The organism is Kerstersia gyiorum, from assembly GCF_004216755.1.
Lineage (GTDB): Bacteria > Pseudomonadota > Gammaproteobacteria > Burkholderiales > Burkholderiaceae_B > Kerstersia > Kerstersia gyiorum.
This window is the reverse complement of the sequence record NZ_SGWZ01000001.1, coordinates 343,520-362,066: the sequence shown is the minus strand read 5'-3', so window position 1 is coordinate 362,066 and position 18,547 is coordinate 343,520. Positions and strand designations below refer to the sequence as shown.

At 64.3% G+C, this 18,547-nt stretch carries 18 protein-coding genes; 7 read left to right on the top strand and 11 right to left on the bottom strand.

Annotated elements, in window-relative coordinates; genetic code table 11:
* Positions 1-2 precede the first annotated feature (2 nt).
* The 8 genes from EV679_RS01530 to EV679_RS01495 all read right to left on the bottom strand — a co-directional run bounded on the left by EV679_RS01530 (position 3) and on the right by EV679_RS01495 (position 7,263).
* Positions 3-437 carry a RidA family protein gene (locus tag EV679_RS01530; RefSeq protein WP_068373243.1) on the bottom strand — a complete coding sequence of 145 codons (435 nt, stop codon included), beginning with the start codon at positions 435-437 and terminating at the stop codon, positions 3-5.
* Entirely contained in the window at positions 430-1,209 is a 780-nt protein-coding gene (locus EV679_RS01525; RefSeq protein ID WP_127775429.1) for a 2-keto-4-pentenoate hydratase, read from the bottom strand. Before EV679_RS01525 ends, EV679_RS01530 begins: the two co-directional genes overlap by 8 nt.
* Before the next feature lie 86 nt (positions 1,210-1,295).
* Positions 1,296-2,099, bottom strand: coding sequence for a 2-keto-4-pentenoate hydratase (locus EV679_RS01520; protein WP_068373249.1), 804 nt, complete (start codon positions 2,097-2,099; stop codon positions 1,296-1,298).
* 38 nt (positions 2,100-2,137) lie between these two features.
* Entirely contained in the window at positions 2,138-3,619 is a 1,482-nt protein-coding gene (locus EV679_RS01515; RefSeq protein WP_068373253.1) for a 2-hydroxymuconic semialdehyde dehydrogenase, read from the bottom strand.
* A gap of 188 nt (positions 3,620-3,807) precedes the next feature.
* Positions 3,808-4,734 carry a LysR substrate-binding domain-containing protein gene (locus EV679_RS01510; protein WP_068373427.1) on the bottom strand — a complete coding sequence of 309 codons (927 nt, stop codon included), beginning with the start codon at positions 4,732-4,734 and terminating at the stop codon, positions 3,808-3,810.
* A 95-nt stretch (positions 4,735-4,829) separates the two neighbouring features.
* Complete coding sequence (locus EV679_RS01505) at positions 4,830-6,071, bottom strand: multidrug effflux MFS transporter (RefSeq protein WP_242611410.1); 1,242 nt, start codon at positions 6,069-6,071, stop codon at positions 4,830-4,832.
* Positions 6,072-6,083: 12 nt separating this feature from the next.
* Complete coding sequence (locus tag EV679_RS01500; protein WP_068373259.1) at positions 6,084-6,686, bottom strand: TetR/AcrR family transcriptional regulator; 603 nt, start codon at positions 6,684-6,686, stop codon at positions 6,084-6,086.
* A 286-nt stretch (positions 6,687-6,972) separates the two neighbouring features.
* On the bottom strand, positions 6,973-7,263 hold the full coding sequence (locus EV679_RS01495; protein ID WP_130486372.1) for a putative hemolysin: 291 nt from the start codon (positions 7,261-7,263) through the stop codon (positions 6,973-6,975).
* A 173-nt stretch (positions 7,264-7,436) separates the two neighbouring features.
* Here EV679_RS01495 and EV679_RS01490 point away from each other — a divergent pair, with 173 nt between their 5' ends.
* Together EV679_RS01490 and phnX are read left to right on the top strand one after the other, a co-directional pair.
* Entirely contained in the window at positions 7,437-7,628 is a 192-nt protein-coding gene (locus EV679_RS01490) for a hypothetical protein (protein ID WP_130486371.1), read from the top strand.
* The gene (gene phnX, locus EV679_RS01485) at positions 7,589-8,422 is read left to right on the top strand and encodes a phosphonoacetaldehyde hydrolase (protein WP_130486370.1); all 834 of its coding nucleotides are present in this window, start codon (positions 7,589-7,591) and stop codon (positions 8,420-8,422) included. The genes EV679_RS01490 and phnX overlap by 40 nt, the downstream gene beginning before the upstream one ends.
* Before the next feature lie 27 nt (positions 8,423-8,449).
* Here the strand turns inward: phnX and EV679_RS01480 are convergent, their stop codons facing one another.
* Positions 8,450-9,328, bottom strand: a complete 879-nt coding sequence (locus EV679_RS01480) for a LysR substrate-binding domain-containing protein (RefSeq protein ID WP_130486369.1) — start codon at positions 9,326-9,328, stop codon at positions 8,450-8,452.
* Between the two features lie 291 nt (positions 9,329-9,619).
* Between EV679_RS01480 and EV679_RS01475 the strand changes: the two genes are divergently transcribed.
* The 5 genes from EV679_RS01475 (at position 9,620) to EV679_RS01455 (ending at position 15,242) form a co-directional block, all read left to right on the top strand.
* On the top strand, positions 9,620-9,889 hold the full coding sequence (locus tag EV679_RS01475) for a hypothetical protein (RefSeq protein WP_068373271.1): 270 nt from the start codon (positions 9,620-9,622) through the stop codon (positions 9,887-9,889).
* A 1-nt stretch (position 9,890) separates the two neighbouring features.
* On the top strand, positions 9,891-10,943 hold the full coding sequence (gene mdtN / locus EV679_RS01470) for a multidrug transporter subunit MdtN (RefSeq protein ID WP_068373274.1): 1,053 nt from the start codon (positions 9,891-9,893) through the stop codon (positions 10,941-10,943).
* A complete protein-coding gene (locus EV679_RS01465) occupies positions 10,927-12,843 on the top strand; it encodes an FUSC family protein (RefSeq protein ID WP_127775437.1) in 1,917 nt (638 codons plus the stop codon). The genes mdtN and EV679_RS01465 overlap by 17 nt, the downstream gene beginning before the upstream one ends.
* On the top strand, positions 12,833-14,449 hold the full coding sequence (locus EV679_RS01460; RefSeq protein WP_127775438.1) for a TolC family protein: 1,617 nt from the start codon (positions 12,833-12,835) through the stop codon (positions 14,447-14,449). Before EV679_RS01465 ends, EV679_RS01460 begins: the two co-directional genes overlap by 11 nt.
* Positions 14,450-14,561: 112 nt before the next feature.
* Positions 14,562-15,242 carry a MarC family NAAT transporter gene (locus EV679_RS01455; RefSeq protein ID WP_068373282.1) on the top strand — a complete coding sequence of 227 codons (681 nt, stop codon included), beginning with the start codon at positions 14,562-14,564 and terminating at the stop codon, positions 15,240-15,242.
* Between the two features lie 92 nt (positions 15,243-15,334).
* On the opposite strand, the gene aspT is transcribed toward EV679_RS01455, so the two are convergent.
* Entirely contained in the window at positions 15,335-17,035 is a 1,701-nt protein-coding gene (gene aspT, locus EV679_RS01450) for an aspartate-alanine antiporter (RefSeq protein ID WP_068373430.1), read from the bottom strand.
* A gap of 100 nt (positions 17,036-17,135) precedes the next feature.
* Positions 17,136-18,536 (bottom strand): glutamate decarboxylase, encoded by a 1,401-nt coding sequence (gad, locus tag EV679_RS01445; RefSeq protein ID WP_130486368.1) that lies wholly within the window; start codon positions 18,534-18,536, stop codon positions 17,136-17,138.
* Between the last annotated feature and the right edge of the window lie 11 nt (positions 18,537-18,547).

The window sequence follows — 18,547 nt, the reverse complement described above, 5'->3', positions numbered from 1 at the left end:
TCCTACTCCTGGGAGGTTGGCAGGGGCTTGTAGGCCACCGCGCGGATCTCGATCAACAGATGGGGGTGCGGCAACTGATGCACCGCCACCGTGGTGCGTGTGGGGCCATTCTCATCGAAGAATTCGGCCCAGACTTCATTGAAGCCGCCAAAGTCGTTCATGCTGACGAGGAATACCTGCGCCTCGACCATATCCTCCAGGCCTGCGCCGGCATGCGCCAGGATGTCGGCGATATTGCGGATCACCGCGCGCGACTGCGCGCGGATATCCAGCGTCGTCACGCCCATGGCGTCGGCCTGCGCCCCTTCGAAGGTATTGTCCGGGCGGCGCGAACTCGTGCCAGACACGAAGATGAAATCACCGGCACGCCGGTAATGCGGGAAGCGGCCGCGCGGCACGGCCTTGCCCTGGATAACGCCTGCCTTGTGGTCAGCCATGCTGATGCCCTCCAGTAAAGAATTCGACCTTGCCCAGGCCGTTGATCTGCCCCTGCACATGCTGGCCCGGCGCCAAGGCCGCAGCGGCAGTTGCCGCGCCAGCCATGATCAGGGACCCGGCGGGTAGGCTCAGTTCCGCCGCAGCCACCAGGCGGGCCGCCTGAACCACCGCCCTCAGGGGATGTCCCAGGATCGCCGCCGTGGAACCCGTCAGCGTGATGCGGCCGTCCTGTGCCACCAGCACGCCGGCATTGCCCAAGGCGGCGAAATCACGCGACCAGCCTCCCACCACCACGCCCGCCGACGAGCAGTTGTCGGCCACCACGTCCTCCAGGCTGAAACGGAAATCCTGATAGCGCGAATCTATGATTTCCAGCGCCGGCGCCACGGCTTCCAGGTAGTCCACTGCCTCCAGCGCATTGAGCGGGCGGTCGATGGCGCGACGCGTCAGGAAACAGACCTCGGGTTCCACCCGGGGATGGATGTATTTGCCCAGATCAACGGTAGCGGCTTCTTCCTCGCGCATCTCACGGGTCAGCCAGCCCCAGATCAGGTCATCGACCCCCATTTGCACCATCTTGGCCCGACTGGTGAAACCCAGCTTGATACCGCATACCGTATCGCCACGGGCCTGCCGGCATGCCACGGAAGCACGCTGGATGTCATAAGCCTGCGCCAGCGTGAAACTGCCCGGCGCGAATTGCGGCACGGCCTGGCGGTGCAAAGCCGCGCCGTCAAGCTGCGCAGCAATGGACTGGATATCCACACTCATCGTTGACTTCTCCCTGCCAGCCCCTCTGCTCATGGCCCGGCCTTGTTCCATTTCCGGCAGCTGCGCCCTGGCGCGCCGCCCCTTGTTCAACTGGCGGCGAACACCGCCGCGACACTGCCCAGCCCTTCGATGGCGGCACTGATCACATCCCCTGGCCGCACGCTGGCCATCGGGCCGAGCGCGCCGGTCAGCACGACATCGCCCGCCCTCAGCGGTGAGCCCAGCCGCACCATCGTGTCAGCCAGCCAGACGGCGGCATTCAGGGGGTTGCCCAGGCAGGCCGCACCGGCCCCGACCGACACCTGGTCGCCCCGGCATTCCATCACCATGCCGCAGCGCACCAGGTCCAGCGCGGCCAGCCGCACCGGACGCGAACCCAGCACGAACAACCCCGACGACGCGTTGTCCGCCACGGTATCGACCAGGCGGATATCCCAATTGGCAATGCGGCTGCCAACAACTTCTATGGCCGGCAAGGCATAGGCTGTCGCCGAGATGACATCGGCAAAGGTATGGCGCTCGTGCGGCAGGTCGCGTTCGAGCACCAGCGCGATTTCCGCTTCGGCCTTGGGCTGCATGGTGCGCGCCCAGGGAATTTCCTCGCCATCGCCAAATGCCATGTCGGCAAACAACGCGCCGAAATCCGGCGCCGCCACGCCCAGCTGCTGCTGCACCGCGCGCGAGGTCAGGCCTATCTTGCGGCCTATCCGACGCGCCCCGCGCTGCTGCTGGCGCTCGGCCAGCAGCGCCTGCACGGCATAGGCCAGCGCCAGCGCATCGCCGTCATGCCCCGCCAGGCGCGCGATCTCATCGCGCACCGGCGTGGTCGGCTGCCCGCTTTGCTGGGCTGCCCAGAGCCGGTCTGCCAAGGCCTGCAGTGAATCGTTCATGCTTTCCCCATTGCTGTCGTTTGTCTGTCCCGCAGGGCTCATACCTTGACGCAAACGTTGGTCGTTTCCGAATAGAAATCGAGCGAATAACGCCCCCCTTCGCGGCCGATGCCGGACAGCTTGCCGCCGCCGAAGGGCGTGCGCAGGTCACGCGAGAACCAGGTATTGACCCAGACGATGCCGACATGGATCTTCGGGCTGACGCGATGCGCGCGCGACAGGTTGGTGGTCCAGATGCTGGCGGCCAGCCCATAGGCGCTGTCGTTGACCCGGCGCAGCACTTCTTCTTCGCTGTCGAAGGGGGCAATGTGGCATACCGGGCCGAAGACTTCTTCGCGCATGCAGCGCGCATCGTCCGGCAGGCCGGTCCAGATGGTGGGCAGCACGTAGGCGCCGTTGTCGCGCTCGTCGCCGAACACCGGCACCGTGCCGCCAGTCACGACCGTCGCCCCTTCCTGCACGGCCAGGTCGAAGTAGGACAGCACTTTCTCGCGATGTTCGCGCGAGATCAGCGAACCCATGAATACGCCCTCGTCATCGGGCCAGCTCACCTTCAGCGCCTCGGTCCTGGCTTTGAGCGCCGCCACGAAACGATCGAAGATGGAACGTTCGACATAGACCCGCTCGGAGCACAGGCACACCTGGCCGGCATTGGTGAAGCTGGAGCGCACGATGCCCTCGACCGCCGCTTCGAAATCCGCATCGGCAAAGACCACTGCCGCATTCTTGCCGCCCAGTTCGAAAGACACTTCCTTGACACCCTCGGCCGCGGCTTTCATGATCGCCGTGCCAGTGCGGGACTCCCCGGTGAAGGTAATGGCGTCGATATCCGGATGCGTACTCAGGAACTCACCGGCCGACCCTGGGCCGAAGCCGTGAATGACATTGAACACGCCCGCCGGCACGCCGGCCTCGTCGAAGGCCTCGGCGACCAGCGTGGCGCTCGAAGGCGTTTCCTCGGACGGCTTGCAGACCACCGCGTTGCCACAGATCAGCGCAGGCGCAGCCTTCCAGGTCAGCGACAGGATGGGCAGGTTCCACGGCGAAATGCTGGCTACCACGCCCAGCGGCTTGCGCGTGACGTAGTTGATCAGTCTGGTGCCGTCGCCCAGCCGGGTTTCGAAGAAATCGGTATTGGCCACCTTGGCCAGATCGGCAAAGGTGCGGAAGTTGTGGATGCCGCGATAGATATCCAGCTGGCGCGCCTGGCTCAACGGCCTGCCGGTATCGGCGACTTCGGCGGCCAGGAACGCTTCGAAGCGCCGTTCGATGATGTCCGCCACCCGATACAGGTACCTGGCACGTTCGGCGGCATCCGCCTGGCCCCATTCGCCCTCCACGGCGCGGCGCGCCGCAGCCACGGCACGGTCCACCAGCGCCTTGTCCGCCTCATGGACATCCGCCAGCACGGCGCCGTCCACCGGACAGATGTTATGGAAAGTCTTGGCCGTGGCAACGAACTCGCCATCGACATAATTGCGCGTCTGCCGCAGCGACGCAGGAAGCTGAAACCTGGACAAGTCGAACTCCTTGGAAACCGCCCGATAACCGGAACATGCCTGGGCAAAGCCTGGCGCTGCGCCGGAAACACGGCAGCCGCCACCAGGATTACCTGACCCTGATGGCACTCTATCCAAGGGGTTGTGACTTGAATAATGAAATTTTCGACCCGCGCTATAAGCATCTGGAATAGCACCGGCCGACGCGCCTAGACCGTCACGTCGTGCAGCATCATCAACAGGCGCTGCGCCGCTGGCGTCACGCCACGGTCCTTGGCCAGGGTGTAGCCTACCTCGCCAAACGGCATATCCACGCCTATCGGCAGGATGGTGATGAGGCCCAGGTTGACGAAACGGCGCGCCACCTTGAACGGCATCAACGCCACCATATCGGACTCCACCAGCAAGCCCAGGTTGGTCATGATGGAGACCGACTCCACGATCTGTTTGGGCCTGGGCATGCCCAGCTTCTCGAAAAAAACGTCGATGGCGTGAAAGGCCTCGGAATCCGACGTCGGAAGAATCCAGTCCAGCCCCGCCAGTTGCTCCGTCTTCACGCCGACGCTGGTCGCCAGCCAGTGCTGCCGGCCCACCACTGCACAGAGTTTCTCGGTATAAAGCGGCACATGGGTGAATTCGCCGCTGCCCTCGTGCGCGGGGATCAGGCCGACCACCACATCCAGTTCGCCGCGCAGCAGCTCGGGAAACATTTTCTCGTTGACCCCAACCTTGACCTGTACCACGACATTGGGCGCCATCTCGCGCAAGCGCACGATGGCCGCCGGCAGCAGCTGCGCCGAGGCCGCCAGCAGGCACCCCACCATGACCTTGCCCGATACCCCTTCGTTCCACGCGTTGAGGTCATCCGCCAGAACACGCAAATCCGCCATGACGGACTGCGCATGCCCCTTGAGCATCAGGCCGAAATTGGTGGGTGTCACCCCTCGGCTGGAACGCACCAGCAGCGGCTGGCCGAAATGTTCTTCCAGTTCCTGGATGGCCTTGCTGATGGCGGGCTGCGTCATGTGCAGCTCGCGCGCGGCCGCCAGCAGCGAGCCACAGGCGAGCACCTTCTCGAATATTGCCAGCTGATTGAACTTGAGCCGTCTGGCCAAGGTCACCTTCGAGAATTTCATGATGCCGTCCTCCTGTACACCTGCATGCGGGCGTACACGATACTGCATCGGGCGCCGCACAGGCCCGGCCCATGCGGCGCTCTACGGGATGTTCCCTATGCGCCGCCCGCCGACGCGGCCGCACGCGCGCGGCTGCGCATGCCCTCTGCCGCCAGGCAGCACAGGATGGCCAGCCCGCCGCAGATGGCGACGGTGGCGGGCAGGGACAGCAGCGGCGTCCCGGCAAAACTGACGACATAGCCAACCACGGCAGACAGCAGGTATTGCAGCATGCCCATCAGCGCCGAAGCCAGTCCGGCCTGCGGGCCGGCATGTGCCATGGTGAGCGCGGTCAGGTTGCCGAATACCAGGCCCAGAGAGCCTATCGCCAGCGCCAGCAACGCAGCGTACCCCCACAACGGCAATGCCAGGCTGCCGGCTGCCAGCCACAGGCCGGCGCCCGCCAGGGTGTGCAGCACCAGGCCGATATACATGCCGCGCTGCTCGGATGCACCGCGCTTGAGCATGGCATTGGCGGCGGCGCCGAACAACACCAGACACACCGCGTTCGAAGCGAACAGATAGCTGAACTGCTGCGGGTCCAGCCCGTAATGCTGCGTGAAAACGAAAGGCGCGCCGCTGATGTAGGTGAACAGCGCCCCCAGCACGAAGCCGCCCGCCAGCACATAGGCCATGAATACCGGCGCGACCAATTGCCGGCCATAGGCACTGAAAATGGCCCTGAGGCGCAAAGGCGCGCGGGACGCCGCCGGCAGCGTTTCCGGCAGGCTGCGCAGGCCCCAAAGCACCCCGATCATGCCCAGCGCGGCCAGCGCCCAGAAAATGCTGCGCCAGCCGCCATGCTGCAACAGATAGCCGCCCAGCACCGGGGCCAGGATAGGCGCCAGCATCATGACCTGCATCAGCACCGAGAAAATGCGAGCCGACTCGTTGACGTTGCAACGATCCGCCACAATGGCGCGCGGCGCCACCAGGCCTGCCGCCGCGCCCAGCGCCTGCAGGAAACGTGCCGCCATCAGCCATTCAATGGATGGCGCCAGCGCCGCAACGATAGAACCAAGCACGAACAGCAGCACCCCGGCCAGCAGCGGCACACGGCGGCCATAGCTATCGAGCAATGGCCCATACAGGCCCTGCCCGAACGCCAGGCCGATCAGGAAAATGGCCAGCGTCTGCTGGACTTCACCGGCAGAAATGTCGAACTCCAGGCCTATCGCCGGCATACCCGGCAGATACATGTCGATCGCCATGGCGTCGAGTGCCGTCAGCATGGCCAGCAGGACGACCAGCGCCATGCCTATCGAAACGCCCTGCGGCGCATGTTTGGAACTACGCATGATGAACTCCGCCTACTGCCGCTGCGGCACAGCCTGCCGCAGCGCATTTTCGAGAATATGTTTCATGGCCTGCCAGCGGGCATTGAACTTGCTGCCACCGGCATAGACCAGCTTGACGTGCAGGCTGTCGACAATGCCCAGGTAAGCCTGCCCATAAAGACGCACGCTCTCCGGCGCCAGCGGATGCCCTCCCGCCCAGGCCTGCAGGCGCTGCCTGAAGCCGTCTAGCAGCAGGCCCAGGTAGCCTTCATAGTTTTCGTCCATGAGCTGTTGCAAATGCCGTGGCGGCAGGTAGGCTGCCTTCAGCAGGAAGCGCAAGTGCGGCGACTGCCCGTAACGCCGCGCCAGGCCGGCGCAGTAACGCGCGCCTGGCAGTTCGCTGGCACGTTCGCCCGCCAGGCAGCGCGAGACATACCCGCTTTCCACATGGATGGCATCGTTGAAGGCGGCCAGGTACAACTCGTCCTTGCCGGAGAAATGCGAGTACAGCGAGGCCTTGCGTATCGCCACCGATTCAGCGATGTCGTTCAAAGACGCCGCGTCATAGCCTCGCTCGGCAAAATGCGCCACGGCGGCCAGACAAATCCGGTCTGCTGCGGGTGTCCGTTCGGACATGGATGGGCTCCTGATGCACAGCAAAAGGCTGCGACGCGAATACTACCTACCGATAGGTAGGTAGTCAATAAAAAACGGCCGACAACAAGCGGATGCGCAACACAGGCCTGCCCTCTGGAGGACGGCGCGGGCGGCTGAACGGAACTGCCGGCAGCCCCAGGCAGCAGGCATGAAAAAAGCCTTGCTCGCGCAAGGCTTCGCATCACGTTCTGCCACCGTCCCGGGCCAAGCAGCAGCGGCTGCCCGCGCGGTTCCCGCCGGCTCAGGCCCGGCGTTGTCGCCGCTGTCAGGGCTTGTCGATTTCCGCGGCTTCCGGAAAATCGCGGCGATACAACTCCCACTCATCCACGCGGCTGCCATCCGGCAGCAGACAGACGCCAGCCTGCCCTTCGGGCCTGGACTCTATCGTCACCTTGCCGCCGCGCTCCTCGCAGTGCACCGCCGCCGGATTGGGCATGCTGACGGCCGCAGGCTCGGCGGCCCCGCTGCCAGACACGCCGGTGCCGCCGCAGCCCGCCAGCAACACGGCAAACAAAGCGGCGCAAGCGCCTCGGCCGGTCAATGCATATCCCGTCATATTCCTCTCCATGAACCGACGGCCCGATGACGCCGCCCCCTACCCGCGCATTATCGTGGAAGTCCAGGCGACCGGCGCCAACCGGGCACTGCGGACATGGCAATCGCGTGAATTTTTGATGACACCCGCGTGTCAGGCCGCTGTTTCCCAGGCATCTCCCAGCAGCGCCATGAATGCAAAATATCATTGATATCAATGATCACCCCCCGCACCTCGACATCCGCCCGGCCGCCCGGCTTATGTCTGATATCGGAAAAAACGATTTCACCAGCCTCGCCGGATCTGCTGAGATGAGCGTCATTGTTCAATTCAGCCTGGAAATGACATGGCCCGCTACCAATCCCCCCGCACCGTCGAATGCGTGATCCTCGACTGGGCGGGCACGACCGTCGACTTTGGTTCCTTCGCCCCTACCCAGGTGTTCGTCGAGGCCTTCGAGGAATTCGGCGTTCCACTGACACTGGAAGAAGCCCGCGGACCGATGGGGCGCGGCAAGTGGGACCATATCCGCGCGCTCTGCGATGAGCCGGCCATTGCCGCACGTTTCGAGCAACGCCATGGCCATGAGCCCGGCGACGACGATGTCACTCGTATCTACGAACGCTTCATGCCCTTGCAGATCGAGAAAGTCGGCAGATATTCCGCGCTCATCCCCGGCGCGCTGGAAGTCATCGCCGGCCTGCGCGCACGCGGCATTGCGATCGGCTCCGGCTCCGGCTACCCGAGGGTGGTCATGGACCGAGTCGTCGACAGCGCCCGCACCAGCGGATATGTGGCCGACCATGTCGTCGCCGCCGATGAAGTGCCGCGCGGCCGGCCGTACCCGTCGCAGGCGCTGGCCAATGCGGTGGCGTTGGGCGCCAGCGATGTCGCCGCCTGCGTCAAGGTGGACGATACGGCGCCTGGCATCGTCGAAGGCCGCGCGGCCGGCATGTGGAGTGTGGCGCTGCTGCTGTCCGGCAATGCCCTGGGTCTCACGCACGAGCAATACCTGGCCCTGTCCGATGCCGAACGCCAGGCGGCACGCGCGCGTATCGGTGCGGAATTCGCCAGCGCCCGTCCGCATTACCAGATAGACACCATCGCCGACCTGCCCGCCGTCATCGCCGACATCGAGCGCCGCCTGCAGGCCGGGAAAATGCCACAGGCGTGCGCCTGACGCGATGTCATCGCGCCGGCCCGGCGCTCAGGCCGACGTCCGGACCTGCCTGACCGTCTCGAAGAAGGCGCGGATGATGCGGCGATTCTCGTGCTCGCGCAGCGTCACCAGGTACTCGGGCATGAGTCGGTTGCAATCGCGGATGGCAATGGCACACAGCCGCGTATCGCCCCCGAGTTCCGCCGCCGAAACAATGCCCACGCCGACACCGGCCGCCACCAGTTCACTGACAGCTTCACGGCCTTCGACCTCGATCGCCTGGGTCATCGACAAGCCCGCCCGCTCCATTTCTTCTTCCAGCACCTGGCGGGTATGCGAACCCTGCTCGCGCAGAATCAGCGGCAGGCCGGCCAGTTCCGCCAATGACAGCTGCTGCCGCGCCGCCCAGCGGTGCCCTGCGGCGGCAAAGGCCACGATGGGATGCTCAGCCAATTGCATGCAGGCCAGCCGGCTGTCCTCCGGGCAGAAACCAACCACGGCCAGGTCTGCCTGGTAATCGAACAGGCGCGCCAGCGACTGCCTGGAGTTGCCCGCCGCCAGTTTGAGCCGGACGCCCGGGTAGGTGCGGCTGAAATGCGCCAGCGCCGGCAGCAGATGCACAGCCGAATCCACGCTCAGCGCCAGGCTGCCGCGCTGCAGTGCGCCATGGCTGGCCAGCAGTTCATCGGCCTCGGCTTCGGCGGCGAACATGCGCTGGGTAATCGCCAGCAGCTCCCGCCCCGGCTCGGTCAGTTGCACCTGGCGGCGGTTGCGATGGAACAGGGCAACCTCAAAATGCGCCTCCAGCCTGCGCACCTGGTCAGAAATGGCGGGCTGGGACAGGCAAAGCTTCTCGGCCGCGCGGCTGAATCCCCCATGGATCGCCACCGCATGGAAGGCCTTGAGCTGGGAATAGGATACGGACATAGAGATACGGACCGGTCGGCGAAAAAACGGGCATCCGGCATCATGCCGCCCACCCCTGGAACACGCAGCACCGAAACGTCCGGCCAGGCGGCCCGAGACCTTGCGCAGTGCTGAGAAATGTCAATCTCTTACCTAGCCAAACAAGCCCTTGATAGGAGAACTGTAGTATAAATTTCAGGATAATCTGAAGGCTGGCGCAACTCACGCTGTGCGGCCAGTTTCACAGCACGACGGCACCGCCCGCGGGCACTGTCCTTCCCGTATGAACCCGACTCCTGACGCAAGGCGCTCATGGCTGTTTCCTTTTCCCGGCTGGCTGTCCTGGCCTGCCTCCTGCTGACTGGATGCGGCGGACAGCAGGCTCCCTACATCGTCCTCTTCGAGTCTTACTTTCCCTCCTGGATCGCCTGCGCGACCTTCGGCTGCCTGTCCGCCGTGGTCCTGCGTTTCGGCCTGATCCGCATGGGCATAGACGAGCACCTGCCATTGCGCTTCCTGACCTACCTGGCTTTTGCGCTGGCCGTCATGTTCATTTCCTCCCTCCTGGTTTTCTCCCGCTGACATGTCGAACGCCAAACCTGCTCCCGCCACGCGGCGCTTGCCCGCGGTACTCGTTACCATCGCTTTCCTGGTACTGGCAGGCGTTACCGGCTGGGCCTATTTCCAGCGCCTGGCCGCGCAACCACTGTCCGAAGATGCGGTGATCACGGCCGAGATCGCGCGTATCGCGCCGTCGGTCCCGGGCCGGGTGGTGCAACTCAACGTCAAGGAAAACGGCAAGGTGGAAAAAGGCGAGCTGCTGTTCGCGCTCGACCCGGAGATCTACCGCCTGCAAGTCGAGCAGGCGCGCGCTGCGGTGCAAGTCGCCGAAGCCGGCATGGATACCCGCAACCGCGCCACCTCGGCCGAGCAGTCCAATGCCGTCATCGCCGCGGAACAGGTACAGCGTGCCCGCATCAACCTGGCGCAAACCACGCAGACCCTCAAGCGCCTGCAATCCCTGCTGCCGCAGGGCTACGTCACGGCGCAGCAGGTCGATGATGCCAGCACGCTCAAGCGCAACGCGGAAACCAGCCTGAGGGAAGCCCTGGCGCAACAGGCGGCAGCCGAAGCGCTAGTAGGCAACAACGATGCAGCCACTGCGCTGATCGTGCAGAGCCGTGCGGCACTGGCCATGGCCGAACGCCAGCTGCGCGACACCGAAGTCTATGCACCCAATGACGGCTGGGTGGCCGGGCTGAGCATCGCCCAGGGCGATTACCTGCTGCCGGCACAATCCGCTTTCTCGCTGATAGATTCCACCCACTGGTATGCATCGGCCACATTTCTGGAAACCGAACTGGACGCCATCAAGCCTGGCGACTGCGCCACGGTCTATGTCGCCGCAGACCGCTCGCGGCCCTTGCACGGCGTGGTGGAGTCCATCGGCTGGGGCGTGATCTCCGAAGACCTCATCAATCTGCCGCGCAACCTGCCCTACGTACCCAAGGCCCTGAACTGGGTCCGCGTGGGCCAGCGGTTCCCGGTACGTATCCTGCTGGACTCCCCACCTGAAGACTTGATGCGCGTCGGCGCTTCCGCTTCCGTCATCGTCAACCATGGCAAACAGTGCTGAGCTCTCGCGACAGCGTTTCTGGCGGCAGCTAAAGGACGACCTGGCGCCCTTCCCCGGCCGCCTGGCGCAAACCTGGCGCATGGCGCTGGTCTGCGCGCTGACCTGCATGATGTCTATGGTATACGGCATCCCGGAAGCCGCCATCAGCTGCTATCTGGTGTTCTTCGTCATGAAGCCGGATGCTGCGGAAAGCCTGCTGCTGGCCTTGTCCATGTGCTTCCTGACCGTGGGCGTCATCCTTCTGCTATTCCTGTTGACGCGCTGGACCATCCAGGTACCGCCCCTGCGCATTCTGGCCATTGCGGTCACGTCGCTGGTCTTCCTGTTCTTCGCCTCGGCCAGCAAGCTGGGTGCGCTGGGCGGCATCATTGCGCTGATCCTCGCCTTCGGGCTGACGCTGCTCAGCGACGTGCCCTTCGGCGAACTGGCCACGCGTGGCATCCTGTTCGCCTGGCTCATGGGCGTCATGCCCATGCTGTGGATCGCGCTGGTGTCCTTTACCATCGGCCGCAAGCCCGTTCCCCTGCTGCGCCAGACCGTCGCCGAGCGGCTGGAAATCATTGCCGACTGGCTGGAGCAGGCCAGCCCTGAAAACCGCGCCCGCCTGCGCGACCAGATATGGGAAGGCCAGGAAGACCACATGAAGCGCTGGGGCATCACCCGGCTGTTCGCCCTGGCACGGCGCGATGAAGCTCGCCGCCTGGGCGTGGCGCTGCAGGACAGCTACCGGCTGGCCTTCCTGATGCTGGCGCAAGACCCTGACGGCCACCCGCAAGCACGCGCCGTCGTGGCCCGGCAGGCACGCGCCGCAGCGCGAGCCCTGGCCGCTGGCACAGCCGTGCCAGCGCCTGAGGAAACACTGCCTGCCGACGCCCCGCCGCCCCTGGTTCAAGGCTGGCAGGCGCTGTTGGCCATGGTGGGTACGCCCGACCACCCGCAGGCCACCGCACCTGCCGAGTCGTTCATGCGGCCGGATGCCTTCAGCAATCCGGAACACATACGCTACGCTATCAAGACCACAGCAGCAGCCATCACCTGCTACCTCACCTATACCGCACTGGATTGGCAGGGCATCCATACCGCGATGATCACCTGCTACGTGATCGCGCTGGGGTCTGTGGCCGAAACCACGCACAAGCTCATCCTGCGTATCACCGGCTGTCTGATCGGGGCGGCGCTGGGGGTCGCCTCCATCCTGTTCCTGATCCCGCACATGACGTCCATCGGTGCATTGATGCTACTGGTCTTCGCCGGCACTTTCATCGCCGCCTGGGTGGCCGTGGGCAGCGACCGGGTGTCCTACGCCGGCGTGCAGATCGCGCTGGCCTTCCTGCTGACGGTACTGAGCGGCTATGGCCCCAGCACCGACATGAGCGCCGCGCTGGACCGCATCATCGGGGTACTGCTGGGTAACTTCGTGGTGTATTTCATGTTCACTCAGTTCTGGCCCGTCAGCGTCGCGCAACGGGTCTGGGACAACACCAGCCGGGCGTTGGGCGGGCTGGCACGCATGGCGCGCATGCCACGCCCGGGCCAACCGCAGGAACAGGAACACAGTGCCATGCTGGCCGAAGCCGCCAGCATGGCCAGCAAAGTGGCCGACACCCGTTATTCGCTGGAACTGGCCGGCTACGAACCGCGCACGATGCGCCTGTCCGGCGCGGAAGTCCGCCGGCTGGCCAGAACTTCGCAAGCCATGCGGGACGCCTGCCTGGACATGCTGCTGCAACCCAGCGCCGACCCCGCGCTGGCCCAGCGCCTGGAAGCGCTGTCGCAACAGGCTGCCGTTATCGCAGCGCAGCGTCCAGGTCCGGCACCGAACCAACCCGGCGCGCAACCTGCCGCCCGCACCCTGGATGGCAACGTGCAAAGATTGGAGACCTTGATCAATGGCCGCTAACCATGCGCCCGCATCCCCTCGCCGCCGCTTGCGGCTGGCCCTGCTGGCCAGCGCCGCGCTGCTGGGCGCCTGCGCCAATACATCCGACCATGCCCCACCCAGCGCCGATCAGGCCTGGACCATGCCGCAGCCCGATCCCGCCTGGCGTGAACTGGCCGAGCAAGGCCCACTTCCTGCCGTTCCGGACACGCCGGCAGAACAGGCTGGCAACAGCACTGCCGGCACACTGCCGGCACGCATCCTGCCCGACCCCGCGCATATCTACGACCTGCCGGAATTAGTCGATCTCGCCCAGCGCAACAACCCCGCCACGCGCCTGGCCTGGAACCAGGCGAGGCAGGCTGCCAATGCCATCGGCATGGCCGATGCCACATTCCTGCCCATGATTACCGCCTATGTCGTGGGCGGCTATCAATCGACGCGCCAGCGCCTACCGGACATCCTCAACCAGACCTTCCACCTGGACACCAGCGCCCACGGCGTCGTACCGCTGGTTGCTCTGGAATGGCTGCTTTTCGACTTCGGTGAACGCAGTGCGGCGCGTGACGCGGCACGCAACCTGGCCACCGGCAGCAACTTCCTGTTCAACAGCGTGCACCAGGCCATCATTTTCGAAACCATGAGCGCGTACTACCAGTACGGTACCGCCCAGGAACGCAACGCCATCGCCCGCGAATCGCTGGACAACAGCCTGGCCGTTGAAAAAGCCGTACAGGCCAAGCGCAAGGCGGGGTTGGCCACGTCAGTCGAAGAAGCCCAGGCGCGCCAGCAGGTTGCCCAGGCACGACTGGCCGTCGTCAGCACCGGCGGCGCCGTGCGCAATGCCCGGCAAGCGCTGATGAGCGTGCTGAACCTCGAACCCGATACCCCGCTGCAAGTCAGTGACAGCGTCAGGCTTGCGCTGCCCGCCCCCCAGGAACTGCCCGATGGCGCCGTCCTGCGCCGCGCCCTGGCAAACCGGCCGGACATCATGGCCAGCATCGCCTCGCTGAAGGCGGCCGAAAGCGCCGTCGACGGCGCGCGAGCAGCATTCATGCCCAAGGTATTCCTGGCGGCTGCCTATGCCAACGGACATGGCGACCTGGACATCGGCAACCTGCCTGCACTCAGCCGCCAGGGCCCCACGCGCGGCGTGCTGGTGGGGGTATCCATCCCACTGTACGACGGCGGTATGCGCAGCTCGCGCCTGCGCCAGGCCCATGATGGCGTACAGGCCGCCCAGGCCGCCCTGGAAAAGCTGCGCAATACTTCCATGAAGGAAATCGCCCTGGCTGCCAATGCACTGGACACGGCATTGCAGTCCCATGAAGCCGCAGCGACCCTGGTAGAGACCGCCGGCATCACCTATAACGCCACGCTGGAAGCGTACAAGGTCGGCATGGGTACCGTCACTGCGGCCACTGAAGCCGCCAATGGGCTGCTGATCGCGCGCAGCGCACGTGCCGATGCACAAGCCGCAGCGCAGATTGCCGCCGCCTCGCTGGCATTCGCGCTGGGACAGCTCAACAGCGCGGAAATTCGCCTGCAGCCGCCCTACGCCGTCCCCGAGGCTCGCCTGCCAGCAGCCGCGCCGAATGCCGCCAGCCATACCAGCACAACGCCCTAGACTGGCCTGGGCCGCCCGCCATGGCGGGCCGACACACTGGCCACTGGCGTAGTCACCGGCCCCAAGCGGGGCCGGTGACGCTTTTTCACCCGGGAACAAGGAGCCTCTCCCCATGAGCGAAATTCGCGATTTTTTTCAACTCGTCAGCCTCGGGCTCGTGCTATTGCTGCCGATCGCCAACCCACTGACGTCGATGTCCCTGTTGCTGGCACTGGGCAAACGCCTGTCCTACCAGGACCGCATGCGTGAGATCCGGCGCGCCACGATCTACGTCATCGCCATCCTGGGCGTTTCCTACTATGCGGGCTCGCTGATCATGCATTCCTTCGGCATTTCCGTGCCGGGCATGCGCATCGCGGGCGGCCTCATCATCACCTTCCTGGGCTTCACGATGCTATTCCCGTCCAGTTCCGTGACGGATATCCCTGAAGCCGACAAGACGCGGGAAGAACAGCGCCAGGCCAACCAGCCCAGCATTGCCTTCGTCCCGCTGGCCATGCCCGGCACTGCCGGCCCCGGCGCCATCGCCGTGGTCATCAGCCTGGCGGCGCGCATCCATGGCAGCACCGAATACCCCGCCTGGGCCATTCACACGGCGCCTATCGTCGTGGCCCTGCTGATCGGCCTGCTGTTCTGGCTTTGCCTGCGTTTTTCCAGCAAGCTCTTTACGCTGATCGGCGGCAGCGGCGTGGATGCCATCTCTCGCATCATGGGCTTCCTGATGGTCTGCATGGGCGTGCAATTCGTCATCGACGGTGTGCTGGCAGTCATTGCCGCACATGCCGCAGGCTGAACCCGCAGCCCGGCTGCCCCGTTTGTCCAGTCTGTGGCAGCCATCCCTGGCGGCCACAGACTGGGTAGCGCGACTGAAATAGCGCGCTACCCTCAGATACCGATCAGCAGGACGATGACCATGCCCCACAAGGTCAGCAGGGTATTGCTGACCGCATAGGGCACGGTATAGCCCAGCATCGGCACATTGCTCTTGGCCACTTCGGCCACCATGGCCACCGACGCCGTACTGGTTCGGGCACCGCCGCAGCAACCCAGATTGATGGCCGGATCGAAACGGAAGATGTACTTGCCGATCAAGGGCGCCAGAATCATGGGCACCCCGGTGGCGAAGAGGCCCCACAGGAACATTTCCACGCCGATCTGCTGCAGGCCGGCAATGAAAGTCGGGCCTGCGGAGATACCAACCACGGCAATGAAAACGTTCAGGCCGACGGAATTCATGAACCAGACCGTCGCGCTGGGCACGCTGCCCAGCTTGGGAGTAAAGCTGCGCAGCCAGCCGAAGATCAGGCCTGAGATCAGCGCACCGCCGGAGGTAGACAGCGTGATGGGCACACCGCCCACCGGGATCACGATCGCCCCGATCAGGCCGCCCAGCACGATACCGGAACCCAGCAGCACCATATCCGTAACGCTGGTGGGACGATCCGCATAACCGACTGCCACAGCCACGGCCTGCACATGCTTCTTGCCGCCGCTGATGGTGACGATATCGCCACGTTGCAGCTTGGTCTGGGCCTGCACCGGAATATCCACTCCCATGGAGCCCCGGCGGATACGGTGCACGTAGACACCACGTGCAAAGCGTTCCTTGGAAAGCTCGATCAGCGTGCGCCCGTCGACGTTCTTTTGCGTGACGATGACATCCACACGCTCCATGGGAATGTTCAGCAGGTCTTTATCCGCCACTTCTTCCGCATGGTTGGACCAGGCGATCAACGCCTCATGCGGGCCGGATACCACCAGGACATCGCCCACTTCCAGCATCGTGTTGTCGTCGAAATCTATGGTTTTGCCATTGCGCTGCAGGCGCTCCAGCACCAACCGCTCGGCCGAACCGTATTCACCCTGTGCAACACCGACGGTCTTCCCGGCGATGATGCCGGCCTGGTGCAGGCGGAAGGCGCGCATGGCGAACTGGTGCCAGGCCGACTCTATCCCTTCGTCGGGCTCGCCCACGGCCATTTCTTTTTCATAGCGCTGGCACTCGGCCTGGATATTGATGCCCAGCAGCTTGGGGCCCAGGAACGCAATGATCCAGCCGGTGCCGACCGTCCCGAACAGGTAGGTCACCGCATAGGCGACCGGGATCTGGTCCAGTTCGGCCTGTATCACCGCCGCCGATTCCCCCATCCGGTTGAGCGCATCCGTTGCCAGCCCGATGGATGCGGAGATGGTCTGCGAACCGGCCAGCAGCCCTGTGGCCAGGCCGGGGCCATAGCCCGCCAGCAGCGATGCCACATACACCGACAGCAGGCACAGGCAGGAAATCACCACGGCAAACACCGCCTGCGGCAAACCATCGCTGGCCACCCCGCGCACAAACTGCGGGCCGACCCCGAAGCCGACGGCAAACAGGAACATGATGAAGAAAATGGACTTGATCTGCGGCGATATATCTATCCCCAACTGGCCGATCACTACCCCGGCCAGCAAGGTCCCGGTAACCGCCCCCAGGCTGAATCCTCCCAGTTTCCATGAGCCTATCCAGAAACCCAGCGCCAGCGCCAGGAAGATGGCCAGTTCCGGGTAAGACCGCAAAGTATCCGCAATCCATGTCCACAGCATCATGTTCATGATTCCTTTTGTGTCCTTCGAGTAAAACGGCATCACCCTGGCCTGCGGATGCAGGCCAGGGTGATGCACATCAAAAGCAGGACGGAGGCAGACTTTAGTGGTGGAAGCCGCCGGAGTCGTCCTGCTCGCCCGGTACCGAGACCGGATGCTTGGCGAAGTAATCCAGGCAGCGGCGGAAATCCTCAAGCAGCAACGCGGCCAAGTCACGGCTCACGCCATGGCGGACCAGGATACGCTGCACCACGAGGTCTTCACGGTTGGCAGGCATGGAATATGCCGGCACCTGCCAACCACGGGAACGCAGGCGGTCGGCCAGATCATAAAGGTTATAGCCGAGATTCTGCTGGCCTTCCTTCAATTTCCAGCACAGGGCCGGAATACCGTTTTGCGGGTTGCCGTCGAAAATGATTTCGAACGGGCCCATCTTGCCGATTTCGGCCGCCAGGTACTGCGCCGTGTCGTAGCAGGCGCTCTGCACCTTGGTGTAGCCTTCACGGCCCAGGCGCAGGAAGTTGTAGTACTGCGCCACGATCTGGCCGCCGGGACGTGAGAAGTTCAGCGCAAAGGTGGGCATGTTGCCGCCCAGGTAGTTCACGTTGAAAATCAGTTCCTCGGGCAGGTGCGCGGCATCGCGCCACACGACCCAGCCCACGCCCAGCGGTGCCAGACCGAACTTGTGGCCGGAAGTATTGATGGAAACGACGCGCGGCAGGCGGAAGTCCCATTCCAGGTCGGGTGCGCAGAACGGTGCCAGGAAGCCGCCGCTGGCACCGTCGACGTGGATGGGGATATCCAGGCCGGTATCCTTCTGCAGCTTGTCGAGCGCGTCATGCACGGCCTTGACCGGCTCGTAGTCGCAGGTGAAGGTTACGCCCAGCGTGGGCACTACGCCGATGGTGTTTTCATCGACGCGCTTGAGGACTTCCTCGGGCGACATGATGAGGCGGCCGTTTTCCATCGGGATCTCGCGCAGCTCGACATCGAAGTAGCGCGCGAACTTGTGCCAGCAAATCTGCACCGGCCCGCAAATCAGGTTCGGCTTGTCCGTCGATTTGCCAGCCGCCAGGCGTTTCTTGCGCCAGGCCCATTTCAGCGCCAGGCCGCCCAGCATCGCCGCTTCGGAAGAACCGGTCGTCGAGCAGCCCATGGTATTGGCGGCATCGGGCGAATTCCATAGATCGGCGATCATGTGCACGCAACGTGCCTCGATCTCCGCCGTTTGCGGGTATTCATCCTTGTCGATCATATTCTTGTCGATCGACTCGTCCATCAGCTTGTGGATTTCCTCGTCTACCCAGGTCTGGCAGAACGTCGCCAGGTTCTGGCGCGAGTTGCCATCCATCATCAGCTCGTCATGCACCACCTGATAGGCGTGCCGGGGGGCATGTTCCTTCGCGGGAAACTTGTACTTCGGCATGGACACCGAAAGATCCGTGGATGCATACACATCATCCAACAGCGTTTCGCGCACCGCATTCTTGTCATGCAAAGGCATAGCAACCTCTC